General features: G+C 66.5%; 23 protein-coding genes. 4 read left to right on the top strand and 19 right to left on the bottom strand.

The window, feature by feature from the left end; genetic code table 11:
- Window positions 1-111: 111 nt before the first annotated feature.
- The 10 genes from AC5P56_RS15835 to glnA form a co-directional block, all read right to left on the bottom strand.
- The gene (locus AC5P56_RS15835) at window positions 112-2,157 is read right to left on the bottom strand and encodes a TonB-dependent receptor (RefSeq protein ID WP_262093394.1); all 2,046 of its coding nucleotides are present in this window, start codon (window positions 2,155-2,157) and stop codon (window positions 112-114) included.
- A 103-nt stretch (window positions 2,158-2,260) separates the two neighbouring features.
- Window positions 2,261-2,575, bottom strand: coding sequence for a hypothetical protein (locus tag AC5P56_RS15830; RefSeq protein ID WP_005411860.1), 315 nt, complete (start codon window positions 2,573-2,575; stop codon window positions 2,261-2,263).
- A 108-nt stretch (window positions 2,576-2,683) separates the two neighbouring features.
- Window positions 2,684-3,850: a murein transglycosylase A gene (mltA, locus tag AC5P56_RS15825; RefSeq protein WP_032959393.1), complete on the bottom strand. Its 1,167-nt coding sequence runs from the start codon at window positions 3,848-3,850 to the stop codon at window positions 2,684-2,686.
- A gap of 67 nt (window positions 3,851-3,917) precedes the next feature.
- Window positions 3,918-4,664 (bottom strand): N-acetylmuramoyl-L-alanine amidase, encoded by a 747-nt coding sequence (locus AC5P56_RS15820; protein ID WP_262093395.1) that lies wholly within the window; start codon window positions 4,662-4,664, stop codon window positions 3,918-3,920.
- Between the two features lie 462 nt (window positions 4,665-5,126).
- Entirely contained in the window at window positions 5,127-5,594 is a 468-nt protein-coding gene (locus AC5P56_RS15815) for a hypothetical protein (protein ID WP_262093397.1), read from the bottom strand.
- On the bottom strand, window positions 5,591-5,968 hold the full coding sequence (locus AC5P56_RS15810) for a VENN motif pre-toxin domain-containing protein (protein ID WP_053495712.1): 378 nt from the start codon (window positions 5,966-5,968) through the stop codon (window positions 5,591-5,593). The genes AC5P56_RS15815 and AC5P56_RS15810 overlap by 4 nt, the downstream gene beginning before the upstream one ends.
- Before the next feature lie 563 nt (window positions 5,969-6,531).
- Window positions 6,532-7,065 carry a hypothetical protein gene (locus AC5P56_RS15805; protein WP_126411577.1) on the bottom strand — a complete coding sequence of 178 codons (534 nt, stop codon included), beginning with the start codon at window positions 7,063-7,065 and terminating at the stop codon, window positions 6,532-6,534.
- A 247-nt stretch (window positions 7,066-7,312) separates the two neighbouring features.
- Entirely contained in the window at window positions 7,313-8,743 is a 1,431-nt protein-coding gene (gene amt / locus AC5P56_RS15800) for an ammonium transporter (RefSeq protein WP_014645492.1), read from the bottom strand.
- Between the two features lie 22 nt (window positions 8,744-8,765).
- Window positions 8,766-9,104: a P-II family nitrogen regulator gene (locus tag AC5P56_RS15795; RefSeq protein ID WP_004134334.1), complete on the bottom strand. Its 339-nt coding sequence runs from the start codon at window positions 9,102-9,104 to the stop codon at window positions 8,766-8,768.
- A gap of 321 nt (window positions 9,105-9,425) precedes the next feature.
- Window positions 9,426-10,835: a type I glutamate--ammonia ligase gene (gene glnA, locus AC5P56_RS15790; RefSeq protein ID WP_014645491.1), complete on the bottom strand. Its 1,410-nt coding sequence runs from the start codon at window positions 10,833-10,835 to the stop codon at window positions 9,426-9,428.
- 222 nt (window positions 10,836-11,057) lie between these two features.
- On the opposite strand from glnA, the gene AC5P56_RS15785 reads away from it, so the two are divergent.
- The 3 genes from AC5P56_RS15785 (at window position 11,058) to AC5P56_RS15775 (ending at window position 13,366) form a co-directional block, all read left to right on the top strand.
- Complete coding sequence (locus AC5P56_RS15785) at window positions 11,058-11,852, top strand: undecaprenyl-diphosphate phosphatase (RefSeq protein ID WP_012478726.1); 795 nt, start codon at window positions 11,058-11,060, stop codon at window positions 11,850-11,852.
- Window positions 11,853-11,925: 73 nt separating this feature from the next.
- A complete protein-coding gene (locus tag AC5P56_RS15780; protein WP_049420290.1) occupies window positions 11,926-12,753 on the top strand; it encodes an META and DUF4377 domain-containing protein in 828 nt (275 codons plus the stop codon).
- 79 nt (window positions 12,754-12,832) lie between these two features.
- Entirely contained in the window at window positions 12,833-13,366 is a 534-nt protein-coding gene (locus AC5P56_RS15775; protein WP_046427768.1) for an NADPH-dependent FMN reductase, read from the top strand.
- A gap of 101 nt (window positions 13,367-13,467) precedes the next feature.
- On the opposite strand, the gene AC5P56_RS15770 is transcribed toward AC5P56_RS15775, so the two are convergent.
- From AC5P56_RS15770 to AC5P56_RS15730, 9 genes are all read right to left on the bottom strand, one after another.
- Complete coding sequence (locus AC5P56_RS15770) at window positions 13,468-14,079, bottom strand: YbhB/YbcL family Raf kinase inhibitor-like protein (protein WP_032961630.1); 612 nt, start codon at window positions 14,077-14,079, stop codon at window positions 13,468-13,470.
- A 10-nt stretch (window positions 14,080-14,089) separates the two neighbouring features.
- Window positions 14,090-16,159 carry a tetratricopeptide repeat protein gene (locus tag AC5P56_RS15765; RefSeq protein ID WP_032961627.1) on the bottom strand — a complete coding sequence of 690 codons (2,070 nt, stop codon included), beginning with the start codon at window positions 16,157-16,159 and terminating at the stop codon, window positions 14,090-14,092.
- Between the two features lie 56 nt (window positions 16,160-16,215).
- Window positions 16,216-17,205 carry a YheT family hydrolase gene (locus AC5P56_RS15760; RefSeq protein WP_046427777.1) on the bottom strand — a complete coding sequence of 330 codons (990 nt, stop codon included), beginning with the start codon at window positions 17,203-17,205 and terminating at the stop codon, window positions 16,216-16,218.
- Between the two features lie 52 nt (window positions 17,206-17,257).
- A complete protein-coding gene (locus tag AC5P56_RS15755; RefSeq protein WP_032961622.1) occupies window positions 17,258-18,049 on the bottom strand; it encodes a lysophospholipid acyltransferase family protein in 792 nt (263 codons plus the stop codon).
- A 118-nt stretch (window positions 18,050-18,167) separates the two neighbouring features.
- Complete coding sequence (locus tag AC5P56_RS15750) at window positions 18,168-18,602, bottom strand: hotdog fold thioesterase (protein WP_014035502.1); 435 nt, start codon at window positions 18,600-18,602, stop codon at window positions 18,168-18,170.
- 10 nt (window positions 18,603-18,612) lie between these two features.
- Entirely contained in the window at window positions 18,613-20,670 is a 2,058-nt protein-coding gene (locus AC5P56_RS15745; protein WP_075075903.1) for a phospholipase D family protein, read from the bottom strand.
- The gene (locus AC5P56_RS15740; RefSeq protein WP_014645483.1) at window positions 20,667-21,284 is read right to left on the bottom strand and encodes a YceI family protein; all 618 of its coding nucleotides are present in this window, start codon (window positions 21,282-21,284) and stop codon (window positions 20,667-20,669) included. The genes AC5P56_RS15745 and AC5P56_RS15740 overlap by 4 nt, the downstream gene beginning before the upstream one ends.
- A gap of 4 nt (window positions 21,285-21,288) precedes the next feature.
- Window positions 21,289-21,765 (bottom strand): SixA phosphatase family protein, encoded by a 477-nt coding sequence (locus AC5P56_RS15735; RefSeq protein ID WP_014035499.1) that lies wholly within the window; start codon window positions 21,763-21,765, stop codon window positions 21,289-21,291.
- 49 nt (window positions 21,766-21,814) lie between these two features.
- Window positions 21,815-22,444 (bottom strand): nucleotide-binding protein, encoded by a 630-nt coding sequence (locus AC5P56_RS15730; protein WP_262093401.1) that lies wholly within the window; start codon window positions 22,442-22,444, stop codon window positions 21,815-21,817.
- Between the two features lie 123 nt (window positions 22,445-22,567).
- On the opposite strand from AC5P56_RS15730, the gene AC5P56_RS15725 reads away from it, so the two are divergent.
- Window positions 22,568-24,052, top strand: a complete 1,485-nt coding sequence (locus AC5P56_RS15725) for an AAA family ATPase (protein WP_014645482.1) — start codon at window positions 22,568-22,570, stop codon at window positions 24,050-24,052.
- The last annotated feature ends 442 nt before the right edge of the window (window positions 24,053-24,494 follow it).

Below are 24,494 nucleotides of genomic sequence, written 5' to 3'. Positions count from 1 at the left end.
CCAATGTAGTGCAAAACGCGGGGTTCGGGGTCAGAGCCCTTTCCTGGCGGAAAGGGATCTGACCCCTGCTGCAGGTCGAGCACGCTCGACCATTGCCAGATGCGTGGCCGGCTACAGCTTCATGTTGAGGCCGACGAATACGCTGCGGCCCGGCGCCGGCGAGAACATCGGGCGGGCGCTGTCCCAGAAGAAGCTGTCGTACCAGGCGTAGGCGTACTGGCGGCCGGTGACGTTCTTCAGTTGCAGGTCCACGCTGAAACGCGGGGTGAGCTGATAGGCAGCACTGAGGTCGAGCACGGCGAAGCCACCGAACTTGCCGGCCACGTTGCGCTCCTCAAGGTAGTAGTCGCCCTGCGCGCGTGCCTGCAGGCCGAGGCGCAGCGCGTCGCTGGCGCGGTAGTCCACACCCAGATTGCTGATGTGGCGCGGGGTGGCGGCCACTTCGCGGCCGTGCAGGGAGATGCCGGCATCGCGGTCGTCGCGGGTGATCTTCGCTTCCTGGTAGGCGTGCGACGCCCATACCGTCCAGTCATCGCCCAGCTGCAGGCTCAACTGCGCATCCACGCCGCGCCGGCGGGTCTTGCCCAGGGTGACCGTGGTGCCGGTGGCAGGCATGTTGGATACCTCGTTTTCCGCGTCCTGCTGCCACACCGCCAGGCGCGCCTGGGCGCCCTGGAACGGCTGGAACTTCAGGCCCAGCTCCATGCCCGTATTGGTGGACGGCTGCATCGGCGCCTGCCCCGGGGTGAGGTAGGCCGGTGCGGTGGACCCGGTCAGCACCTGGAAGGTGCGGCCCCAGTTGGCGTAGACGTGGGTGGTCTGGCCCAGGCTGTGGATGATGCTCAGCTTGGGCTGGCCGATGCTGCCGTAATCCTGCAGCCGGGCGGTGATGCCGTTCATCAGGTGCGTGCTGCCACTGAAGCGATCGATACGATAGGCCGGCACGATCTTCCACGCCTCGGCGGGCTGGTAGATCGCCTGCACGTAGGCGCCCCAGTTGTCGAAGCTGTGGCGGTCGTCGTTCTGCACGCGCGCCGGCGGCTGGCTGTAATCGGTCGGTTCGGCGTAGGCATAGCGCTCGCGGATATAGCCGTTGTCCTGCTGCTCGTAGTTCAGGCCGCCCTCGACAGTAAGCGTGGAGCTGGCCTGCCAGGTCAGCGTGCTGAGCAGGCCAGTCTGGCGTTCATCCCACACGCGGCGCTGGCGCGGCAGGTTGCCGGTGGGCAGGTCGCTGAAGGTCACGCGGCGGTCGTCTTCATAGCGGTTGTAGTAGAGCCGCGTGCCGAAGGTGAGTGCGTCGGACAGCTTCAGGTCGACGTGCGCGGCGATCTGGCGCATGTCGCGGTCATCGCCGTCGTTGCCGTTGCGCAGCTCGCTGCCACGGCGGTGCGTGCGCAGTTCCTCGGCGGTCATGAAGCCCGGTTCGTCGGCCTCATGGTGGTAGGCGCGCGCGGTCAGGCCCACGCGCAGCCCTTCGTCCAGCGTGCCGAAGAACCACTTGCCGCCCAGCGAGTACTTCCTGGAGGTGTCGTGGTCGCGATAACCATCGCTGGCCTGGGTGCCGACAAAGTAGTTCTGCGCGAAGCCATTGGCTTCGCGGCCAATCGCCAGCTGCGCATCACGGGTGTTGTAGCTGCCGTAGGCCAGGCGCGCATCGGTGTAGCTGCCGCCCTGGCGCGTACCGAAGTTCACGTTGCCGCCGATGTTGTGCAGGCCATAGCGCGGATCGTTGGTACCACGCACTACTTCGATGTAGCTGATGTCCAGCGGGAACAGCATGTCGATGAAGCGCTGGTTGCCGCTGTTGACGTTGCTGGGGATGCCGTCGATGAGGGTCTTGATGGCATTGAGGTAGCCCTCGCCGTTGAAGGCGCGGAAGCTGACCTTGCCCGATTCGGCACCCTGCCGGGTTTCGGTGAGCTGGATGCCGGGCATCTGCCCGAGCAGTTCCCAGCTGTGCGAAACGTTGCTGTTTTCGATCTGGTCTGCACCCAGCACGTCCACCGAGGTCAGCACCTGGTGCGCACTGAGCTGGCCTTCGCCGTGCTGGTGCACCTGCACCTTGCCGAGGGTGAGCGCGGCATCGGCGGCCTGTGCGAAAGCTTCAGGGGCGAACGGCGCGGCCGCCAGGGCGGCCACAAGGGTGGGAGTCTTCATGGGAAGGGGCGGTTACGGTGAAATGTAATTATATAACATTTCACATGCCCGCTTTTGCAGCGTCGAGCAAGGCTCGGCGCTACAAGGGCGGGAGCCGGGAGGATTACACCGGGTAGCCGGTGGCTTCCCGTGCCTTCTTCCAGGCGGCTTCGAATTCACGCGCGGAGATTTCGTCGTCCTCGTCGAAATCCAGGAACGACACCGGCTGGTCGGCCAGCAGGAAACGGTCATCGCTGTGGGCGTGCTCGTCGGCCCAGACCATCTTGGTGCCGTAGATTTCCACCTGCCGCACGATCTTGTCGCCGCGCGCTTCCATCAGCACGTTGCCCTTGCCCAGGCCCGATTCGGCCCAGTGCTTGTAGTACTTCTTTGCGGCGGATTTCGCGCCGGGTTTTGCGTTGTGCTTTGCGTAGGTCATTGCAGGGGTCCTGGCCGCAGGCGCGGCCGGAAAGTTCGGAATGGCGCCATTATCAGGCATCCGGGGCCAGAGCCCTTTCCTTTGGAAAGGGATCCGCCCCCTGCTGGTTCAGTTCGGCAGGGGCACGCCCTTCGGCCACAGCATCCAGATGTTGCCCTTCTGCTTCATGTCGCCGGCCAGCTTGCCGGCGGCATCGCCACTGCCCCAGTACAGGTCCGCGCGCACCTCGCCGGCGATGGCGCCGCCGGTGTCCTGCGCAGCCACCGGGCGTACCACGGGCGTGCCATCGGGGCGCGTGGTCGACAGCCACAGCAGGCTGCCCAGCGGCACCACGGTACGGTCTACCGCCACGCTGTAGCCCGCGGTGAGCGGCACGTTCAGTGAACCACGCGGGCCTTCCGGGCTGTCCGGATTGCGCACGAAGAACACATAGCTGGGGTTGCTGCGCAGCAGTTCCGGCACGCGCGCGGGATTGGCCCGGGCCCAGGCGCGGATCGCATCCATGGTGACGTCTTCCTTCTTCAGCTGGCCCTGGTCCACCAGCCAGCGACCGATGGCGCGGTAGGGGTGGCCGTTCTGTTCCGCATAGGCCAGCCGTACCTGCTTGCCATCGGCCAGGCGCACGCGGCCGGACCCCTGGATCTGCAGCAGCTGCAGGTCCATCGGATCGGTCAGCCAGGCCAGCACCGGCGCCTTGGCGCCCTTGGCCGCGATGGTACCGGCGTCGTCATAGGGCTTGAGCACCTTGCCTTCGACGCGCCCGCGCAGGCGCTTGCCCTTCAGTTCCGGGTAGAGGCTGTCCAGCTGCACCACCACCAGATCATCCGGCGTGCCGTAGACCGGCACCGTCGCCTTGTCGGTGCGGGTCAGGCTGCCGGGGTAGATCGGCTCGTAGTAGCCGGTGATCAATCCGTCGGCCTGATGGCCACCGGCACGCAGCGCATAGGCATCGAGGTCGCGCTGCAGGAACTGGCGGATCGCGGCCGGGTTCTTGTCTGACACCGCTGCGGCGGTGGCGCAGGGCTTGGCCCAGACAGCGTCGTTTTTCAGGCGGGCGCAGCTGCTGCGCCAAGCCACGAAGCCGGCCTGCAGATCGCTGTCCGAGACCGCTGGCAGGGCTTTCCAGCCGACCTTGGCGTAGGTGGCCGCCGGCGGCGAGGTCGGCGTGGGCGCTTCGGAGCCCGTGCGGGGAGCGGTGGTGGCGCAACCGGCGAGCACGGCCGCTGCCAGCAGGGTCCAGTGCTTGCGCTTGAAGAAGGTGGCGGAATCGATCATGCCGCCATGGTGGCGGGCCGGCCGCTGGGCGGCAACCCAGCGCGGGGCCAAGCGTTCATGCGCGGAGTCACGGCGTCTGCAGCAGCAGCGAGTGCAGGATGCGGGCGTCCTCGGCATCCAGCGTCTTCGGCAGGTCGTCGCGGCCACGGAAGCGGCGGTGGAACGCAGCGACGGTGGCGTCGCGGTTGTCGAGCGGATAGCCGAAGCGGGCCAGCGCATTCCACGCGTCGAATCCTTCCGGTGCCGCGCCGTCGGCCGCGCGCGGCCACACGCCGAAGCCGGCCTCGGCCAACTGCTGCCATGGGAAGAAGCGGCTCGGATCCTGCTTGCGCGTCGGCGCCAGGTCGGCATGGCCGATCACCTGGCGCGGCGGGATGTTCAGGCGCGTGGTGAGATCGCGCAGCAGCACGATCAGCGATTCGATCTGTGCCGCACTGAACGGGCTGCGGCCATCGTTGTCGAGCTCGATACCGATCGAAGCCGAATTGAGATCGGTGATGGTGCCCCAGCGCCCGGCGCCGGCGTGCCAGGCACGGCGCTCATCAGCCACCAGCTGGTAACGATGGCCATCGGCGCCGATCAGGTAGTGCGCACTGACCGGCCCACCGCTGTTGGCCGTGCGCAACGTATGCAGGCTCTGCTGCACCGATTTCTGCTCGGTGTGGTGGATGACGATGATGACCGGGGTGCGCGCGTTCTGGTTGGGTGATGGGACCCAGGTGGCGAGCGGGTTGTACTGCACAGGCGCGGTGGCGGTGCAGGCCGAAAGGGCCAGGGCCAGCAGTGTGGAAGCCAGAAGGCGGGGGCTGATCATGGACGAATTGTAACCATGACTGCAGCCGTGGTTCTTCGCTTCGTCCGGATCGCTGGAGAACTGGGGAGCTGTCATGCAAAAAACTCAATAACGCCCCCACCTCATGCCCAAATCTCAAACTCCAATTTGAATAGCCAAACGCCCAAGTTCCTCATCACCTACCTTCAATCCTCGAAACGGACCCAGCCATGCCGCCGAATCGATTCCAACACCGTGGACACGTGAACCCAGGGAACAACCGTCATAACAACTTAAACAAAATGATTCATCAACGGCCCCTCAGATCCCGCCAGTGGCCGATTTGGTCAATCCCTCCGCGCCCGCATTGCGAAGAAATCTACCTTGGCGCGTCACCACTGCTTCGACCGGTGACATACAGACTGGCAACACCGTCAAGCCGAGCAACTTCATCGAGGCGGCCGTTAACCCCAACTTCCATTGAACAAGCAACCGCCCAGAACCCTATGCCCTCACCTTCCTAACCGACTTCACCCACTCAGCCCAGACAGAGGAATCATCAAGACAACCGGAATCACCTAGAGGCGACATAAGGCGAACAACAACTTCGAACAGCGGAAGATCCTCACCAGATCGATCAAAAATCGACTCAAGGAATACCATCATTACCGAGAACGCATCCAGCAACGCCAAGTACTCGCCCGACGAATTAATTTGTGCGCTACAAAATTCAGAATTAAGAGCACTCCCCACGGTGACAACCTCTGCAAATGCATCACACCAGTCATCCCACATTGCCGGATCGTTGGGCAAGCCATTCGCCCATAGAAATGACCCTCCCGAAGATAACAGGTCAACAAGAGTGTCCTGCCCCTCCCCCCTCTCCATATACTTCTGAAGGAACACGCACATCAATACATATGCAGCCTGAACGGAAATTCTTCCAGCATCTTTCACATCACTAGCACTCATTTCGTGACCTTCTTTTGCTCCGACAGCCCGCCCGCCAGTGCGCCAACTGCCTGCGACAACGCCAGCACCATCTCTTTCTGCTCCGGGCTCAGCTTGGAGGGGTCTCCGCCGGTCAATGTATTAGTCAGTACCTTCGCGGCCAACTCGCCGCCGGCCGCGGACACGGCTCCGGTTCCCGCACTGCCACCATCGGCTTCCGCCAGCAGCGCACCCAACACCGCATGCGACAGCAGTTGCAGAGTCGCATTGGGGTCGCTGCCTTGGTTCGGGTCAAGCGTGCTGCCGATGAAGTGAGCGGCATAGGGCGCCAGTGCATTGGACGCGGCCTGACCAGCGCCCTGTCCCGCCACACCGCCCACCAGCGCCGTCGTCACTGCGTTCAGTGCACGGTTGTACTCATCGATGCCCCCTACTTCCCCGCGCCGCTGTATGCCTGGCTATTTGCCGCCGCCACCTTGCTGCGCACAGGCACCCGATTCCATCGCCCTCAGTCACAAGGCCGTGTTGACCTTCATCATTCGTCCAATCCGCGGCCAGATCAACATGTAGAAGGCACCCACGGCCAACCCGATGAAAAGCATGATGCCAGCGCGCCTGGGAGCCCACCCAAACCAAAAGGAAGGACTGGTCCAGACCTTTATCCAAGCGCCAGGAGAGAAGGCACCCTCGAACGCGAGCCACGCCAACAAGGCACAGATTGGTGCAGCTACAACATAACGAGCTTTGAACCGCGGAAGAAACTTGTCCACAAGCATAACCCCGGGCACACCGAAGATGAGGCCCAACACAGCGGCTATGGCGCAAACCAGCGATGTGAAAATTGCAGCCTGCGAAAAGCTGCCTATCCGAGAACTCAGCGGAATGCCTATGAATAGAGCCGCTCCAAGCACGGAGCTGGCAATCACAGACACAATCTTTGCCTCCAACTCACGCTCACTCACTGGCAGATCTCCACCATCTTTCCATCAGAGCCCCGGTAGCTCATGCATTTCTGCCTTGAGGGAAAAGTACTCCAAGGCCACCGCAACTTGCCAACTTCGCCACCAGTATCGCGCGTATTGGAGCTCCACACTTGGCCCACCAATTCGAGTTGAACATTGGACGCGAACCCGTACCCCAGCCTCTGGTTGAGACTGAGAGTCCACCGAATCCATCCGGAAGCACCTGTCGGATCACAAAGCCCGGATCCAATGCATGTGCTCCAGGCACCGTGATGTTGATCAGACTGCTGGTGCTCGGATCGACGATCGATGCTGGAAAGCCCCAGCTCCGGAGGCAGGCCGTAGGAGAGTCGCCACAGACCGGAGGAAAGGCAGCGATAGGTGAGCTCCACAGCGAAGCTCCAGTGTTCTCGATCTCCTGCGCCGGCCAAACTACGCACCAGCGCATGCGGACTGTAGTCGTCCAGGGTCAGCAGGTAGACATACCATTCGATGTCTTCCATCACTGCTGCGGAAGTCGCCTGGATCACGCCTACTCCGTTCTGTAGTCCATCGAGGTCGTTGGAGGCGTGTACACGCCCACCTGCAGACAGCCATTGGAGCAGGAACGGTAGAGCCACGCCATGCGTGGATGGGCTACCCGCTGTGCCGACCAACGGTCGGCACCCACCAGAGCAGACCCAGACCCCGTGCCAAGCAAGCTTGGCACCTACCAGAACAAGGACAGTGGAAGTGCCGACCAACGGTCGGCACCCACCACGTCAGTGCGCCGCCACGTCAGGCCTCGTAGGCGGACTCGCCGTGCGAAGTCACATCCAGGCCGGTGCGCTCTGCTTCTTCGGTCACGCGCAGGCCGACCACGACCTTGACCACCAGCAGGATGACCGCGGTCATCACCGCCGACCACACCACGGTCAGGCCGACGCTGACCACCTGCACCCAGACCTGATGGGCGATATCCAGATCGGCCTTTGTGCCGCCCAGCGACTGCGCACTGAACACGCCGGTGAGGATCGCGCCGACGATGCCGCCGACACCATGCACACCGAACACGTCGGCGGTGTCGTCCACCTTCAGCAGGCGCTTCAGGCCGGTCACGCCCCACACGCAGACCACGCCAGCGACAAAACCGATCACGATCGCGCCAAGCGGCCCGACGGTGCCACAGGCCGGGGTGATGCCGACCAGACCGGCCACCGCACCCGACGCAGCGCCCAGCGCCGACGGCTTGCCCTTGCCGATCGCCTCCACCAGCGTCCAGCCAAGCACGGCGGCAGCCGTGGCCAGCACGGTGTTGAGGAAGGCCAGCGAGGCCACGGTGTCGGCCGCTGCTGCCGAGCCGGCGTTGAAGCCGAACCAGCCCACCCACAGCAGCATCGCGCCGATGTAGGTAAACGGCACATTGTGCGGCTTCAGCGCGGTCTGGCCATAGCCCAGGCGCTTGCCGACGAACCACGCGCCGACCAGGCCGGCGACGCCCGCGTTGATGTGCACCACGGTACCGCCGGCGAAGTCGATGGCACCCAGCTCACCCAGGTAGCCGCCACCCCAGACGATATGTGCCATCGGGATGTAGCTGAGGGTGAACCACAGCGCCGAGAACAGCAGCACCGCGCGGAACTTGATGCGCTCGGCGAAGGCACCGACGATCAGCGCGGTGGTGATGCCGGCAAAGGTCGACTGGAACGCGACGAACAGATAGTCCGGCAGGCCCTTGATCGGCGTGTTGCCCACCGACTCCGGGGTGAAGCCCTTGAGGAAGGCGAATTCGGTGAACGAGCCGAAGAACGGATTGCCGGCGCTGAACACCGCGCTGTAGCCATAGGCCACCCACAGCAGCAGCACCAGCGAGAACACCACCAGGATCTGGCTGAGCACCGACAGCACATTCTTCGAACGCACCAGGCCGCCGTAGAACAGGGCCAGGCCCGGTACCACCATCAACAGCACCAGCAGGGTCGAGGTGAGCATCCAGGCGACGTCGCCACGATCATAGGCGGCGGCCGCTTCGGCCACGGCCGGCGCCGCGGCGGTGGCGGCCGCATCGTGCAGCGGCTCGACCGCCACGCTTTCGCTCGGCAACGGCGATACCTGGGCCTGGGCATGGGCGCTGCCCGGCCAGGCACCGGCGGCCAGTGCGCTGAGCAGCATCAACAGGCACACCAGATGGAACCGGGCTTGCCACCCGGTGAGAAGGCGCATCTTCATGGGGGGAATCTCCGGAAGGGGGTTACAGCGCGTCGGCACCGATTTCGCCGGTGCGGATGCGGATGACCTGTTCGACGGCGGTGACGAAAATCTTGCCGTCACCGATCTTGCCGGTGCCTGCCGACGACTGGATCGCTTCGATCACCGCGTCGGCACGCTCGTCGGTGACCACCGTTTCGATCTTGATCTTGGGCAGGAAATCGACGACGTACTCGGCGCCGCGATACAGCTCGGTGTGGCCCTTCTGGCGACCGAAACCTTTCACTTCGGTCACGGTGATGCCCGACACGCCTGCATCGGACAGGGCCTCGCGGACCTCGTCGAGCTTGAACGGTCGGATGATGGCGGAGATCAGTTTCATGCGCATGTCCCGAGGGTGGATGGGGCCAGCGCGCCAGCGCGCGTTGGCATCAGGCAACCACGGGTCATCAGGATGATGACCGTGGCTGTTGCACCGGACACGTACAGGGCCGGGACGGCCGTGCCTCTCTCCTTGCACGACCGACGCGGGAGGGAGGGCGGCCCTGGTCGCGTATCCGGTCTCTCTCTTGCCCCTGGATAGGGATCAGCGCCCATTCGTAAACGAATGGGATCCGACCCCGATCTGACCGCGGCTCCCCAGCCGCGAAAACGGAAGCGATGGCGGCGGGTGGGAGGGGGAACCCACCGCCATCGCATCCGGTCAGCTGGCGTAGTACAGCTGGTATTCCAGCGGGTGGGTGGCCGCGCGGAACTTGGTCACTTCCTGCATCTTCAGCGCGATGTAGCCGTCGATGAAGTCATCGCTCATCACGCCGCCGGCCTTCAGGAACTCGCGGTCCTTGTCCAGCGCTTCCAGCGCCTGGTCCAGCGAGGAGCAGACCTGCGGGATCAGCTTCTCTTCCTCCGGCGGCAGGTCGTACAGGTCCTTGTCGCTCGGTGCACCCGGGTCGATCTGGTTCTTGATGCCGTCCAGGCCGGCCATCATCAGTGCGGTGAAGGTCAGGTAGCCGGACTGGATCGGGTCCGGGAAGCGCATTTCGATGCGGCGCGCCTTCGGGTTGGACACCCACGGAATGCGGCACGAGGCCGAACGGTTGCGGGCCGAGTAGGCCAGCATCACCGGCGCCTCGAAGCCCGGCACCAGGCGCTTGTAGCTGTTGGTGCCCGAGTTGGCGAAGGCATTGATGGCCTTGGCGTGCTTGAAGATGCCGCCGATGTACCACAGCGCCAGCTGGCTCAGGCCACCGTAGCCGTCACCGGAGAACAGGTTGGTGCCGCCCTTGGACAGCGACTGGTGCACGTGCATGCCGCTGCCGTTGTCGCCCACGATCGGCTTGGGCATGAAGGTGACGGTCTTGCCGTTGCGGTGCGCGACGTTCTTGATCACGTACTTCATGCGCAGCAGTTCATCGGCCTTCTGCACCAGGGTGCTGAACTTGGTGCCGATCTCGCACTGGCCGGCGGTGGCCACTTCGTGGTGCTGCACTTCCACTTCGATACCGACCTGTTCCAGGGTCTTGCACATCTCGGCGCGCAGGTCGTGCAGGGTGTCGGTCGGCGGCACGGGGAAGTAGCCGCCCTTCACGCCCGGACGGTAGCCGCTGTTGGCGCCGTCGTACTTGGCGCCGCTGTTCCAGGCGGCTTCTTCGGAATCGACCTTGAAGAAGGTGTTGCCCATTTCATTGGCGAAACGGACCGAGTCGAAGATGAAGAACTCCGGCTCCGGGCCGAAGAACGCGGTTTCGGCGATGCCGGAGGACTTCAGGTAGGCCTCGGCGCGCTTGGCGATGCCGCGCGGGCAGCGGCCGTACGGCTGCATGGTGGCCGGATCGAGGATGTCGCAGCTGATCACGATGGTCGGATCTGCGTAGAACGGGTCGACGTAGGCGCTGGTGGTGTCGGGCAGCAGGACCATGTCCGATTCGTTGATGCCCTTCCAGCCGGCGATCGAGCTGCCGTCGAACATCTTGCCTTCTTCGAACAGCGACGGTTCGACAATGCTGACCGGGAAGGTGACGTGCTGCTCGACGCCACGCATATCCACGAAACGCAGATCGACGAACTCGATCTGGTTGTCCTTGATCAGCTTCTCAACGTTTTCCACGGACATCGGTACGACCTCGGATGGGGATGAATGCCTGCTGAGGTAGAGCAACGACCGTGCCAACTTTTCCCTGGCCGCAAGTCATTGATTTCAAAAAGGGCGCTCCGTGGCGGTGCAGAACGGTGCGCACCAAACGGGTGCACCCGCCACCAGACGCACCCGTTTGGTGCGGCAGGGATCGTCTATCCTCTCGACCTTCTTCCTTCCGCCGCGCGTCACGCACCGTCCATGTCCGACCTGCTCTCCGCCCTGCTGCTGGGCATCCTCGAAGGCTTGACCGAATTCCTGCCGATCTCCAGCACCGGCCACCTGCTCATCGCCCAGCACTGGCTGGGTGCCCGCTCGGACTTCTTCAACATCGTCATCCAGGCCGGCGCGATCGTGGCCGTGGTGCTGGTGTTCCGCCAGCGCCTGCTGCAGCTGGCCACCGGCTTCAACCAGCGCGGGAACCGTGAGTACGTGTTCAAGCTGGGCGCCGCCTTCCTGGTCACCGCCGTGGTCGGCCTGGTGGTGCGCAAGGCCGGCTGGTCGCTGCCGGAGACGGTCAGCCCGGTGGCCTGGGCATTGATCATCGGTGGTGTCTGGATGCTGCTGGTGGAGGCCTACACCGCGCGCCTGCCCGACCGCGACCAGGTGACCTGGACGGTGGCGATCGGCGTGGGCCTGGCACAGGTCGTGGCCGGCGTGTTCCCCGGCACCTCGCGCTCGGCCTCGGCGATCTTCCTGGCCATGCTGCTGGGCCTGAGCCGCCGCGCCGCCGCCGCCGAGTTCGTGTTCCTGGTCGGCATTCCCACCATGTTCGCCGCCAGCGCCTACACCTTCCTGGAAATGGCCAAGGCCGGGCAGCTGGGCAGCGAGGACTGGGCCGACGTGGGCGTGGCCTTCCTTGCCGCGGCCATCACCGGCTTCGTCGTAGTGAAGTGGCTGATGGGCTACATCAAGTCGCACAGGTTCACCGCCTTCGCGATCTACCGCATCGCACTGGGCGCGGCGCTGCTGCTGTGGTTGCCCTCCGGCAGCTGAACAGCGCCGGGGTACGGTAACCCCGTTGCCGGCCCCACCCCGTTTCCCCCACGGTTCCCCAAGGAGAATCACCATGAACCGCAAGCTCACCCTGCTCCTCCCGCTGGCCCTGATGGCCGCCTGCAGCCAGACCCCGGCCCCGGCCGGCACCGGCGGCGACGACGTGGCCCCGGCCGCGGCCAAGGCAGCAGACCAGCAGACGCTGGCGCACCTGGATGCGCAGCGCCTGCAGAGCCAGCACTGGCTGCTGCAGCAGGCCACCGGCGCCGACGGCAAGCGCATCGACGCGCTGTTCGCCCGCGAAGACAAGCCGGTCACCCTGGACTTCGCAGATGGCCGACTGTCGGTCAGCAACACCTGCAACCGCATGGGCGGCGGCTACACCCTGGCCGACGGCAAGCTGACGGTCAGCGCGATGGCCTCGACCATGATGGCCTGCACCGACAAGGCGCTGATGGCGCTGGACGAAGCCGTGTCGAGCCGCCTGCAGGGCGAGCTGAAGGCCGAGCAGGATGCCGATGGCAAGCTGACGCTGACCAACGCCAAGGGCGACGTGCTGGTGTTCAACCCGGAGCCGACCGCTGAAACCCGCTACGGCGGCGCCGGCGAAACCGTGTTCCTGGAAGTGGCCGCCAAGACGCAGAAGTGCTCGCACCCGCTGATCCCGGACTACCAGTGCCTGCAGGTGCGCGAAGTGAAGTTCGACGACAAGGGCCTGAAGCAGGGTGAGCCGGGCAAGTTCGAGAACTTCTACGGCACCATCGAGGGCTACACCCACGAAGACGGCGTGCGCAACGTGGTGCGCGTGAAGCGCTACGAAGTGAAGAACCCGCCGGCCGATGCGCCGTCGCAGGCGTACGTGCTGGACATGGTGGTCGAGTCGGCCATCGAGAAGAAGTAAATAAACAGAAGGGCGGCCACGAGGTCGCCCTTCTACGTTCTGTAGCGTCGACGCAGCCCCACGTGCCAGCCTTGCCACGATGAAGATTCTCGCCATATCCGGCAGCGCGCGCCGGCAGTCGACCAACACCGCTCTGCTGGTGGCCCTGAAAACCATCGCGCCGCCCGGCATGGAGATCGAGGTCTACGCCGGGGTCGGCGAACTTCCGGTGTTCTCCCCCGATCTGGAAGGCACCGATGAACCCTGCAGCGTGACGCGCTTCAAGGCGGCCATCGCCCGCAGCGACGGTGTGCTGGTGTGCAGCCCTGAATACGTGCGTGGCATTCCCGGCGGATTGAAGAATGCGATCGACTGGCTCGTATCCGGCGACCAGATCGTCGGTCGGCCCATTGCGTTAGTGCATGCGTCCCATCGTGGCGAGGACATGCTGCAGGCACTTCGCGCGGTGCTGTCCACGGTCAGTGCCGCGTTCAGTACAACACTGTTCCTGCGTGTACCGGTGCTGGGCCTGGAACCGGAGGAGATCTTCGAGGTGCTTCAGTCGGAAGTGCATCGCGCCGAAGCGGATGCGTTCCTGGCAGGGTTTGCTGTTTACTGCAGGTCCATTGCGTAGCAGAAGCAGCCGAGCATGGGCTCGGCCCTACAAGGCAAAGTCGAGCATGGCTCGACTCTGCAGAAAGCAAAACCGGGCATGCCCCGGCCCTACAAGGGCTCTCAGCCCAGCGCCGGGTTCAACGTGTAGGTGCCGTGCAGTGCCGCTTCGGCGAGCACGTGGCCGTGCATGGCGCGGTAGGCGTCGGCGGCGGTGAAGCGTGCCGGCAGCTGCAGCGATGCCACGTCCAGCGCGAACACGCGGAAGAAGTAGTGGTGCAGGCGTTCGTCGTTGAACGGCGGGTACGGGCCGTCATAGCCCAGGTAGTCACCGGCCATGTCCGGATTGCCTGCGAACCAGCCGGTGAAGTCGTTCAGGCCCTGGCGGCTGCCGGCCGGGCCGGCCGGTTTGGACTTGCCCTTCACCACGAAGCCGTCGCTGCAGCTGCCTGCGGCGATCTCGCGCACCGAGGCCGGAATGTCGGCCATTACCCAATGCACGAAATCACAGCGCGGCTGGTCGCGCGGCACGCTCATGTCGGTGCGGCCGACCGTCTCCGGCACGGTCGGCACGTCCGGATCGACACACACCAGCAGGAACGAACGGGTGCCCTCCGGCACATCGCTCCAGGCCAGGTGCGGATTGCGGTCCGGTGCGAAGCCCGCGGCATCGCCGGCGGCGAATTCGCGGTCGATCGGAGCACCGTTGGTCAGGCTGTGGCTGCTCAGTTGCATCGGCGTGTCCTCACTCTTCCGGGTAACCCAGGCGCACCGCGATCGGGGTGAGCTTGGCGAAGGCGGCGCTCATCACGTCGCGGTAGTTGCGCCAGTGGCCCGGCGGGAAGCGCGGCGCACCCAGTTGCGCGGCTGGCGGCATCGGCCGCTCGAACAGGCGGCCCAGCAGTTCGGCCATCGCCTGCGGATCGTTGCCGATCTGGTCGATGCGCAGCAGCACCTGCGGGTACAGATCGTCCTCGTGCAGGGCGGCGACCTGGGCCAGCGCGCGCGCCAGCCATTCGCTGGCTTCGGCCAGCGAGGTCATTGCCAGCGGTGCGGCGGCACCGTAGGCCACCCAGTCCAGCAGCATGTCGCGCGGATCGCGCAGCACCACCAGCAGGCGGCCCTGCGGCAGCTGCGGGCGCAGCGCCCACAGCAGCGCGTTGTCCCACCACAGCAGCCAGTCGATGATCGCGTCGTCCTGCACGCCGCGCGACGGCAGCTGTTCGCGCCAGCGCTGCACCAGCCGCTCCGGGGTCAGCACGCCCGAGGCAAGGTCCTGCAGCGTGTGGTAGTTCTGGAACGCGTCGTCGGGTGCGTTGGAGGTATAGCGGTCGCTGCGCAGCACCGGGCTGGCGGCGGCCAGGCCGGTCGCCACGCGCTCCACGCCCGAACCCGGCGCGCCCCACAGGAAGATCGGCGCGGAAGTGGCATCACCGTCGATCTCGCCCTTGTCCGGCCAGCTCGGCGGCGCCTTGGCCTGCGGCGGCAGCGGCAGGCGCTGCGGTGCCTGGTCGGCCTGCAGTGCCAGCCAGGTCTGCAGCGCGTCTTCGTGCTGCCCGGCGCGATCCTGGATCTCACCCAGCCAGGTGCGCAGGTCGGCGCGGTGGCCTTCCGGTGCCATGTCGATCAGCGCCTGCACGCGGGCGACCGCGGCGGCCGGATCGCGCTGCAGCAGGCCTTCGACCAGGCGGGTTTCGCCGCTGACGCGGCCCGGTTCGAGGTTGACGATGCGCTCGGCGATCGCTTCGGCCTGGGCGTGTTCGCCCACCATGTCGTGCAGGCGCAGGCGCGCTTCCAGCGCCGGCAGGTGGCCCGGCATCGCGTCCATCCAGCGCTCGACCGTGGCGGCGGCGGTGGCACTGCCGACCTCTTCCACCGCCAGGCGTGCCAGCCACAGGTCGTGCAGCTGCGGGTGCTGCTCCAGGGCGGCATCCAGGCGTGCGCGGGCCTCGTCTTCGCGGCCCAGGCGCTGCCAGGACATCAGCAGCAACTGCAGTACGTCGCGGTCGTCAGGCAGCGATTCCAGCAACGGCAGCAGGTGCTCCAGCGCCTGCAGCGGCTGGCCGCTGCGCAGTGCCAGTTCGCCGGCCAGGCGGCGCATCGATGGCGTATCCAGGCCCTGCTGCTGCAGCGCAATCTGCATCGCTTCGGCGGCAGCGTCCAGGTTGCCCTGGCGCATGGCCAGCTGCACCACCAGGCCATGCAGCGAGGCGATGGTCGGGTTCAGTTCCAGCACGCGGCGGAACGCCTGCTCGGCGAAGGCCAGCATGTTCTTGCCCAGGTAGGCGAAGCCCAGTGCGTAGAGCACGCGAATGTCGTTGGGCTGGGCCTGGTTGGCGGCCGACAGCAGCGTCAGCGCGCGATCGGCATCATCGCGGCGCAGCGCGATCATGCCGTCGATGGTCAGCAGTTCCGGGTGGTCCGGTTCGACACGCGAGGCCAGGGTGGACAGGCGCTGCGCTTCATCGAAATCGTTGCGGCCGATCGCCAGGTGGGCCTGCATCAGGTAGGCAGCGAAGGCGTTCGGGTCCAGCCCGGTGGTGCGCGTCAGTGCTTCGCCAGCGCCGTCGAACTGGCGCAGGGCCAGCAGCAGGCCGGCGTGCTGCAGGTGCAGCTGGGCATTGTCCGGGGCCAGCTGCAGCGCCTGCTGCAGGGCCTCCATCGCGTCCTCGGCCTTGCCCTGCTGCTGCAGCGCAAGCGCCAGCCAGCGGTGGGCCTCGGCCTGGCCGGGTTCATCACGGGTCCACGCCTGGGCCAGCTGCACGGCCTGGTCGGCCTCGTTCTGGCGCAACGCTTGGATGATCTGGTCTTGCATGGCGGTCCGGTTCAAGGGCAAACCCGCATTGTAGCGGCCTGCGCGCCCGTGCCGGTTCAGCCTTGCAGCACGCGCTGCAGGCGCTGCGCCACCCAGCGCTCGGAGAAGCCGTCACCGCGCCAGTTTTCCAGGAAGCCACAGTGGCCGCCCCAGCAGGCGGTTTCCAGGTGCGCGTTGCGCGGCAGCTGCCAGTCGCTGAAGGTCGCGTACGGGATCACCGGGTCGTCCTGTGCCATCAGGATGTCGGCCGGCACCTGCAGCGAGGACAGGCGATCGCCGGCAATCGAGTAGCCGTCGAAATAGGCCTGCAACGAGCCGAAACTGGTGTGGCGCTCGACCAGCCAGGCGGTCAACGCGCGGATGTCCAGCTTCAGCACGCGGTCGTCGCAGTCGCTCAGTTCGGGGAACAGGTCGCGCTTGCGCCGCAACGAACCGGCCCACTTGCGCCGGAAGTACCAGTCGTACATTGCCGGGCCGTTCTCGATGCTCTCCATGGTCAGCGCCGGGTCCAGCACCGGGCATACCGAGGCGACGCGCAGCAGCGGCACGCCGGCCGCCGGCGCACGCAGGGCCAGGCGCAGCACGAAGTTGCCGCCCAGCGAGTAGCCGGCGGCCACCAGCGGCAGCTGCGGCCAGCGCTGGGCGATATCGCCTGCGGCATGCACCACTTCGTCGATCAGGTTGGAGTGGAAGATGCCGGGGTTGAGGTGATGGGTATTGCCGTGGTCGCGGAAATTCAGCCGCACCACGTCGAAGCCCTGTTCGAGCATGCGCGCGGCCGCCATGCGCATGTAGCTGGATTCGGCACTGCCTTCCCAGCCATGCAGCAGCAGGGCCATGCCCTTGGGTTCGCGGCCTTCGACATGGCTGTGCCAGCCCTGCAGGCGCACGCCGTCGCCGCCGTCGAGGATCAGTTCTTCGCTGATCGCGCCGGTCGCGGCCAGCAGCAGCAGGCCGCGCTGCAGGCGCATGCGGCTGGAGCTGAGCATCGACTGCAGGTGCGGATTGCGCAGCCAGCGCGGTGGCTGGTAGTCAGCCGCGTGCAGCGTCGGCGTGCCGGCGTCCAGGACGGGTGGCGGGATCAGGGCCACCGCACCCTCACTGCGTGCTCATGGCCGCCACGATGCGCGCGCGCGACGTCTCCGCGATGCGCCGACGGCCTTCCAGGTCCTGCGCACCGATCGGTGCCAGGAAATGCACTTCCGCACGCCGCGCCGGCTCACCGAGCAGGCGCAGGAAATTGGCGAAGAAACTCTCGCCGGGGCCGAACGCGACAATGGTCTGCGCGTCGCCCTTGAGCCCGTACACCAGAGCCACCGGCTGCACCGGCACGCCGGTCTCAACCGCCGCCTGGAAGATGCGGGCATGGAACGGGCCCACTTCGTGGCCACCGCGGGTACGCCCTTCGGGGAACACGCCCACTGCCTTGCCTTCGCGCAGGCGATCGGCCATCACCTGCATCACGCCACCGAGCGATTCGGTGTTGCCGCGCTGGTGGAAGATGGTCTGCCCGCGCGCGGCCAGCCACCCGACCAGCGGCCAGCTGGCGATCTCGCGCTTGGCGACGAAGCCCATCATGCGCTGGCTGTGCAGGATGCAGATGTCGACCCAGCTGACGTGGTTGGCGACGAACAGCACGGCGCCGGGCAGCGGCCTGCCGATCTGCACCAGGCGGAAGCCGAAGATCCACATCAGCCCCCCCTGCCACCAGTTGACCACTTTGGCCCCCAGGGTCGCCTCGCCCACGCGCAGTTCGCCCCACGGCCGAAGCATGCCGATCAGGATGAGCGGCAGGAACACGATGATGTGGACCAACAGCAGCGGTACGCGGTACAGGTAACGGCACACACGCGCCACGCCGCCGCGGGGGGCCGGAGTGGGGGAAGTCATCCGCGCACGATACCGGAGGGCCGTCATCGCTGCCAGCCGATTTAGGCCATAACACCCATCGACCGGGGCAATCGGCAGGGAACGCTGGGTTCCGCTGCCGTCACCGCCCGTCCGGGGCTCAGCCGTGGCCGGCCGCCACCACCGCCAGGGTCAGCCGCGAGATGCACACCAGCCGGCCCTGCTCGTCCTCGATGCGGATCTCCCACAGCTGGGTGCTGCGGCCCACGTGCAGCGCGCGGGCGGTGCCGGTGACCGTGCCCGAACGCACCGCACGCACGTGGTTGGCGTTGATTTCCAGCCCCACGCAGATCTGCTTGGCCGTATCCACACACAGGTTGCCGGCGCTGCTGCCCAGGGTCTCGGCCAGCACCACCGACGCGCCGCCATGCAGGATGCCGTAGGGCTGGCGGGTGCGCTCGTCCACCGGCATGGTGGCCTGCAGCCAGTCGTCACCGGCCGCGCTGAAGACGATGCCCAGCGACGCGATCGCGGTGTTGCGGCTGAGCGTATTGAGCTGCTCGAGGGAAACGGCTTCGCGGAACACCTGGGTCATGCGGGCACCTTCAGAGGATGGGAACGAGGCCGGCGCCGAATGCGGTCAGCATGCGTACCAGCAGCCACTTCGGGCCGACATTGACCTCGGGGAAATCACCCACGGCGACATAGCAGCGGTGGAAGCCCGGGTCCTGCCGGGGCAACGGCTGCGGGCAGTCCGGGCCGGGCTTGAACTCGTAGTCGGTGGCATAGCGCCACGGCCAGAAGTCGAGGATCGGCAGTGCTTCGGAGGCCTTGCCGACGCTGTAGTTGAGCCCGGACAGCACCGGCGGCTTGGCCCGCGGCGCCACCGTCCACGAGTTCTGCGGGTGGGTGTCGCGCAGGATGCTCTCGGCCAGCTGCTCGGCGAAGGCCGGGTCATCGATGATCACCGCGCCTTCGGTGTTGTAGTTCTCGCTGCGCGGGTCGAAGTTGTGGGTGCCGACCACGCCGATGCGGCGATCGACCACCAGCGACTTGGCATGCAGGCCCATGCGCGCGCCCTTGCGGGTGACCGGCAACGGCTTGTTGACCGCCTTGCTGCCCAGGAACGAGGGCCGGGTCTCGGTGCGCAGCAGGCGGGTTTCGACCTCGCTGCCGGCCGCACGGCGGCGCTCGCGCGCGTTCTGGTAGGCACTGCCGGTGCGCGGATGGTTCACCGCCCCCTGCTTGCCGGCGGGTGCCGGGTGCTCATCGCGATCGCGACGGTCGCCGGCATTGCTGCCGGCAGCACTGCCGCCGATCAGCGGGTTGCGCCCGCCGTCGTCGTCGCCTTCCGGCGCGGCGATCGGGTCGGGCAGCAGGTTGCGGTAATCGACCGGTGCATCCAGCGGGAACGGCTTGTATTCGAAGATGTTGAAGCCCAGTTCACGCATGTTGCGCCGCTTGTACTTGTACGACAGCGCATAGACGATCGGGTTGTCGGTCGCCGCCAGGCTGTTGCTGGACACCACCACGCGCGGCGGCTGCGGTCGCTTGCGCAGCTCGCGGAACAGCTTCTGCGCCGGTTTGGACAGCACCAGGTACGGCGTCTGCAGGATCACTTCCTTCTGCGCGCCGGCGATCAGCGCATCCAGCTGCGGCTCGGTCACGTGCTGTCCGGCCAGCGGCGCATCGGCCTTCTCGCGCCGGTGCTTGCGCGGCAGGTCGGCGACATAGCGCACCGAGGCCACCGGCAACGCGGTATCGACGAAGGAACGGCTGACGAAGTCCATGTCATTGGCTTCGGCACTGACCCGCTCCACCCGCTCGGGGCGGCGGAAGCTGGCCGGCGGCAGGGTCGGCACGCCCTCGCGCAGCAGGGTGCGGCCGACATCGTTCAGGCGCTCGGCCGGCACGCTGCGCCTGGCGCGCCAGAAGGCATCGAAGTTGGCCGCCATCGCCCGCGCCTCCGGGCCGGCGATCAGCACGTCGCGGTCGCGGAAGTTGTACTCGCGGTCCCAGTCGTAATAGTCGTCCTGGTAGTTGCGGCCGCCGACCACGCCGATCGCATCGTCGATCACCAGCAGCTTGTTGTGCATGCGCTGGTTGAAGCGGCGGAAGCAGCACAGCACGCTGCCGGCATAGTCGAAGTAGTTCAGCCGGGCCTTGCCGAAGGTCGGGTTGTAGACCCGCAGCTGGAAGTTCTGGTGCGCGCCGGACAGGGCGCCGAGGATCTGCAGGTCGGAGATCGCCGAGAGCTGGTCGATCAGCACCCGCACCTTCACCCCGCGCCGCGACGCGGCCAGCAGCTCGTCGATGACCAGCCGGGCACTGTCGTCCTTGTCGAAGATGTAGGTCTGCAGGTCGATGCTGCGGGTGGCGCTGCGCAGCAGGTTCAGGCGCGCGACCAGGGCGCCCTCGCCCTCGTCGAGCAGGGTGGCGTAGTGGCGTGGCTGTTCCGGGGTGGATTCGGTGAACGCCCGGCCCGCCAGCGCACGCAACGGCGAGTCCTGTGCGCAGCGGTCGGCGCGCTGGCAGTCGACGTCGGTCGAGCGCGCCTGCACGGCAATCGCTTCGGCACGGTCACGCTCGGCATGCGAGAGCGATGCACAACCGCTGCCCAGCAACACGGTTGCCAGCGCCAGTACGCGCAGCAGGAGGTTCACGGTTTCGGCGCCTCGCTCAGGCGCGCACGCAATACGAAGGTCACTCGGTCACTCAAGGCTAGCTGCCAGCTGTCCATTCCGTACCGGCCTCGCTGCACGGTACCGCGGCTGACGACGTCGCAATCATAGCCGGGTCGGGCGCACTCCGCCTTCTCGACCTGCAATGACTCGGGGTGGCTGATGCCGCGCAGGGTCAGCCGGCCGTTGATGGCGCCGCCCTGCTCCACGGTCTCCGGCCAGTAGGGCAGCGAGTCGAACTCGACCACCGGATGGCGCCCGGCATCGAAGAACTCCTCGCCGCGCATCCAGCCGGTATAGCGCGCCTTGCCGGGGATCTCCACCGAGCGGGTGAACATCTTCAGGTGCACCTGGTGACGGCCGTCGGACAGGATCTCGATACGCCCCTCGAAGTGCGGAAACACGCCTTCGATGCGCTGGCCGAATCGGGTGCGCACCTCGAAGCCGATCCGCGAGCGCTGGGTATCCAGGCGCAATACCCGTGGCGCCTCGGCGGACACGGGCGGCAACGGGGTCGGTGGGGGCGCCGCGGCCCAGGCCGGGCCGAGCGCCAGCAACGCGGGCAGCAGGAAGCGGCTGCGCCGCGCCAGGCTCATCGGATCACGGCCACCAGAACGCGTTCAGGCTGGCCACGCCGGGTTCGATCGAGGCCTCGCGCGGGAAGCCAAGCACGGCCACGCCGCCCGGCGGCATGCCGCGATAGTCACTGCTGGTGCCGTCGGTCATCAGGGCCACCAGCTGCTCCAGGCCCGGGTTGTGGCCGACGATCAGCACCCGGTCCAGGTCACGACGCTCGTCCACCAGCGCCGCCAGGGTGCCCGGGGTGGCTTCGTAGATCCGGTCTTCCAGGCGCTTTTCGACATAGCCGATGGCCGTCATCACCGCTTCCAGGGTCTCGCGGGTACGTCGCGACGGCGAGCACAGCACGCAGTCGGGCAGCAGGTTGTTTTCCTTCAACCACTTGCCGGCGGCTTCGGCCTCGGCGAGCCCCACCGGCGACAGCGGCCGGTCGAGGTCGGCCTGGCCGGAAACGGCGGGTTCGGCATGGGCATGGCGCAGCAGGATCAGTTCACGCATCGCGGGTTTCCATGGAGAAGAGGATGCAGCAGGAGAAGTGAGGCAGGCATCAAAGCTTGAGCCAGGACAGCAGCGGCTCCCAGTCGGCCTGATGTTCGCGCACCTGGGCGGAGCGATAGTCGAACAGGCTGCGGCCCAGGCCGGTCATGACCACGTAGCTCTGGCTGTCACGCAGCTGCGCGACCACCGGGTATGGCCATTCGGCCAGCATCTGCAGCGCCTGCTGCGAGGTCTGGGTCCAGGGTTTGGTGCGGTTGAGGACCAGCCCCACCGGCAGCTTGCGGCTGTGCACGCGCGGGTTCTGGGCCAGGCTGTTGAGGAAGCCGACGATGGCTTCGATATCCAGCGCCGAGGGCAGCACCGGCACCACCACGGCGTCGGCCGCGTCCAGGAAATGGGGGATATCGTCGGCCAGCGCACCGGCCGGTGCATCGATGATGACGGTATCGGTACCGTCGGGCAGCTTCTGCGCCCACTGCTTCTTCCGATACACATCGATGGGGAGCACCGCGCTTTCCAGCCCTGCACGCCGTTGTGCCCAACGGGTGCTGGAGCCCTGCGGGTCGGCATCGGCGATCACCGTGGCCTTGCCCTGCAATGCCGCGTACGCGGCCAGGTGGGTGGCGACGGTGGTCTTGCCCACCCCGCCCTTGGAACCGGCCACCAGGATCGTGTTCATGCCAGCCTCGCTTCCGGGTACGTGCCCCGAGCGTACACCGGCGGTGGTGACGGGAGGTAGCACCGTGCTGAACCAGTGGCCATCGCCTTTGCTATCGTGGCGCCCCCGAAGGATCGAACCGGCATGAGCGAACTGCAGGACCTGAGCGCACTGATCCGCGCCAATACCCCCCTGATCGTGATCGAGACCCAGGATGAGGCCCGCATCGTCGAGCTGTTCCGGCAGACGCTGATGCACGTGTGGCGGGCCCTGCACCGCTGGTCCATCACCGAGGGCCTGCGTCGCATCGACCTGGACCGCGAGGACCCGCCGGTCGGCCCGCCCGATGCCAGCGCCGCCCTGCAGATGATCCGCCAGGCCGATCAGCGGGGTGTCTACCTGCTGCTCGATTTCCACCCCTACCTGGGGTATGCCAGCCACCAGCGCGCGCTGCGCGACCTGATCCAGCGCCGCCATAGCGAGCCGCATGTGCTGGTGCTGATCGGCGCCAAGGTCGAGCTGCCGGCCGAGCTGGAGGCCCTGGCGGTGCGCTTCAACCCGCGCCTGCCCGATGCCAACGCCCTGCTGAAGATGCTGCGCGAGGAGGCCGACGCCTATGCGCGCGAACACGGCGGCCGCCGTGTCGAGGTCGACAGCGAGGCGGTGAAGAAGATCCTGAAGAACCTGCAGGGCCTGAGCCTGGTCGATGCCCGCCGCATCGCCCGCCAGCTGATCTACGCCGATGGCGCGCTGCGCGACGACGACCTGCCGCAGCTGGCACGGCTGAAGTTCGAGCTGCTCAACCGCAGCGGCCACCTGTTCTTCGAGCATGACAGCGCGCGCTTCGGCGACGTGGCCGGTGCCAACCGGCTCAAGCGCTGGATCAGCCAGCGCCGGGTGGCCTTCATCGCCGGCTCGGCACCGGCCGGCCTGGATCCGCCGCGCGGCATGTTGCTGCTGGGCGTGCAGGGCTGCGGCAAATCGATGCTGGCCAAGGCCACCGCCGCCGGCTTCGGCGTACCGCTGCTGCGCCTGGACGTGGGCGCGCTGTACAACAAGTACCACGGCGAGACCGAGGCCAACCTGCGCCAGGCGCTGGCCTCGGCCGAGCAGCTGGCGCCCTGCGTGTTGTGGATGGACGAGATCGAGAAGGGCCTGGCCAGCGGTGGCGAGGACGGTGGCGTATCCCGCCGCGTGCTCGGCTACCTGCTGACCTGGATGGCCGAACGCAAGGCGCCGGTCTTCATCGTCGCCACCGCCAACCAGGTACACGAGTTGCCGGCCGAACTGCTGCGCAAGGGCCGCTTTGACGAGATCTTCTTCGTCGACCTGCCCACGCCTGAGGTGCGTGTGGAGCTGCTGCGGCTGCACCTGGGGCGACGCCAGCTCAACGGCGACGACTTCGCGCTGCCGGCGCTGGCGGCCGCGGCCAATGGCTTCTCCGGCGCCGAGATCGAGCAGGCGATCGTGGCCGGGCTGTATGCGGCGCACGCCGAAGGCCGGCCGTTGGATACCGAGCTGCTGATGAACGAGATCCGTGCGACGCGGCCGCTGTCGGTGCTGATGGCCGAGCAGGTAGAGGCACTGCGGGCATGGGCGTCGGGGCGGACGGTTTCCGCGGACGATTGAGGGGTTCCGGCGAACGGCGCAGCCCCTCGTGGCTGGTTGCTGAAAGCAACAGCTGCGGTTGGCGATCAGCCACGTGGAAGAAAGAAAAAGAGCAGAAGCAAAAGCAAAAGCGGTTGGCTGGCTGCTCTTGAGGCCCTGGGGTCAGATCCGTTTTCCAGAGGAAAACGGATCTGACCCCAGTTCGATTTCTATCCCTGGCAGATCTCATCCACGCATGGCATGGACCTACCGTGTCGACCAAGGTCGACACCTACCAACAGCCGCCGGAACCTGTCGAAGGCGGGGCACTGTGAGTTTGCGGGGTGTGAGCCGCATGGATGCGGCGACCAAGCCCCCATGGATGGGTTTACGGCGGCCCCGCAAACCCACAGTGCCCCGCCATCCCGCAGGAAGCCCCCTGTTGCAACGGCTGCTGCAGTTGCTCCAGCCGTTGCCTCTGCGG

Source organism: Stenotrophomonas sp. YJH_SMC_131, assembly GCF_059367975.1.
Note: the sequence above shows the minus strand (reverse complement) of the source record. Positions and strands in the feature narration are given on the sequence as shown.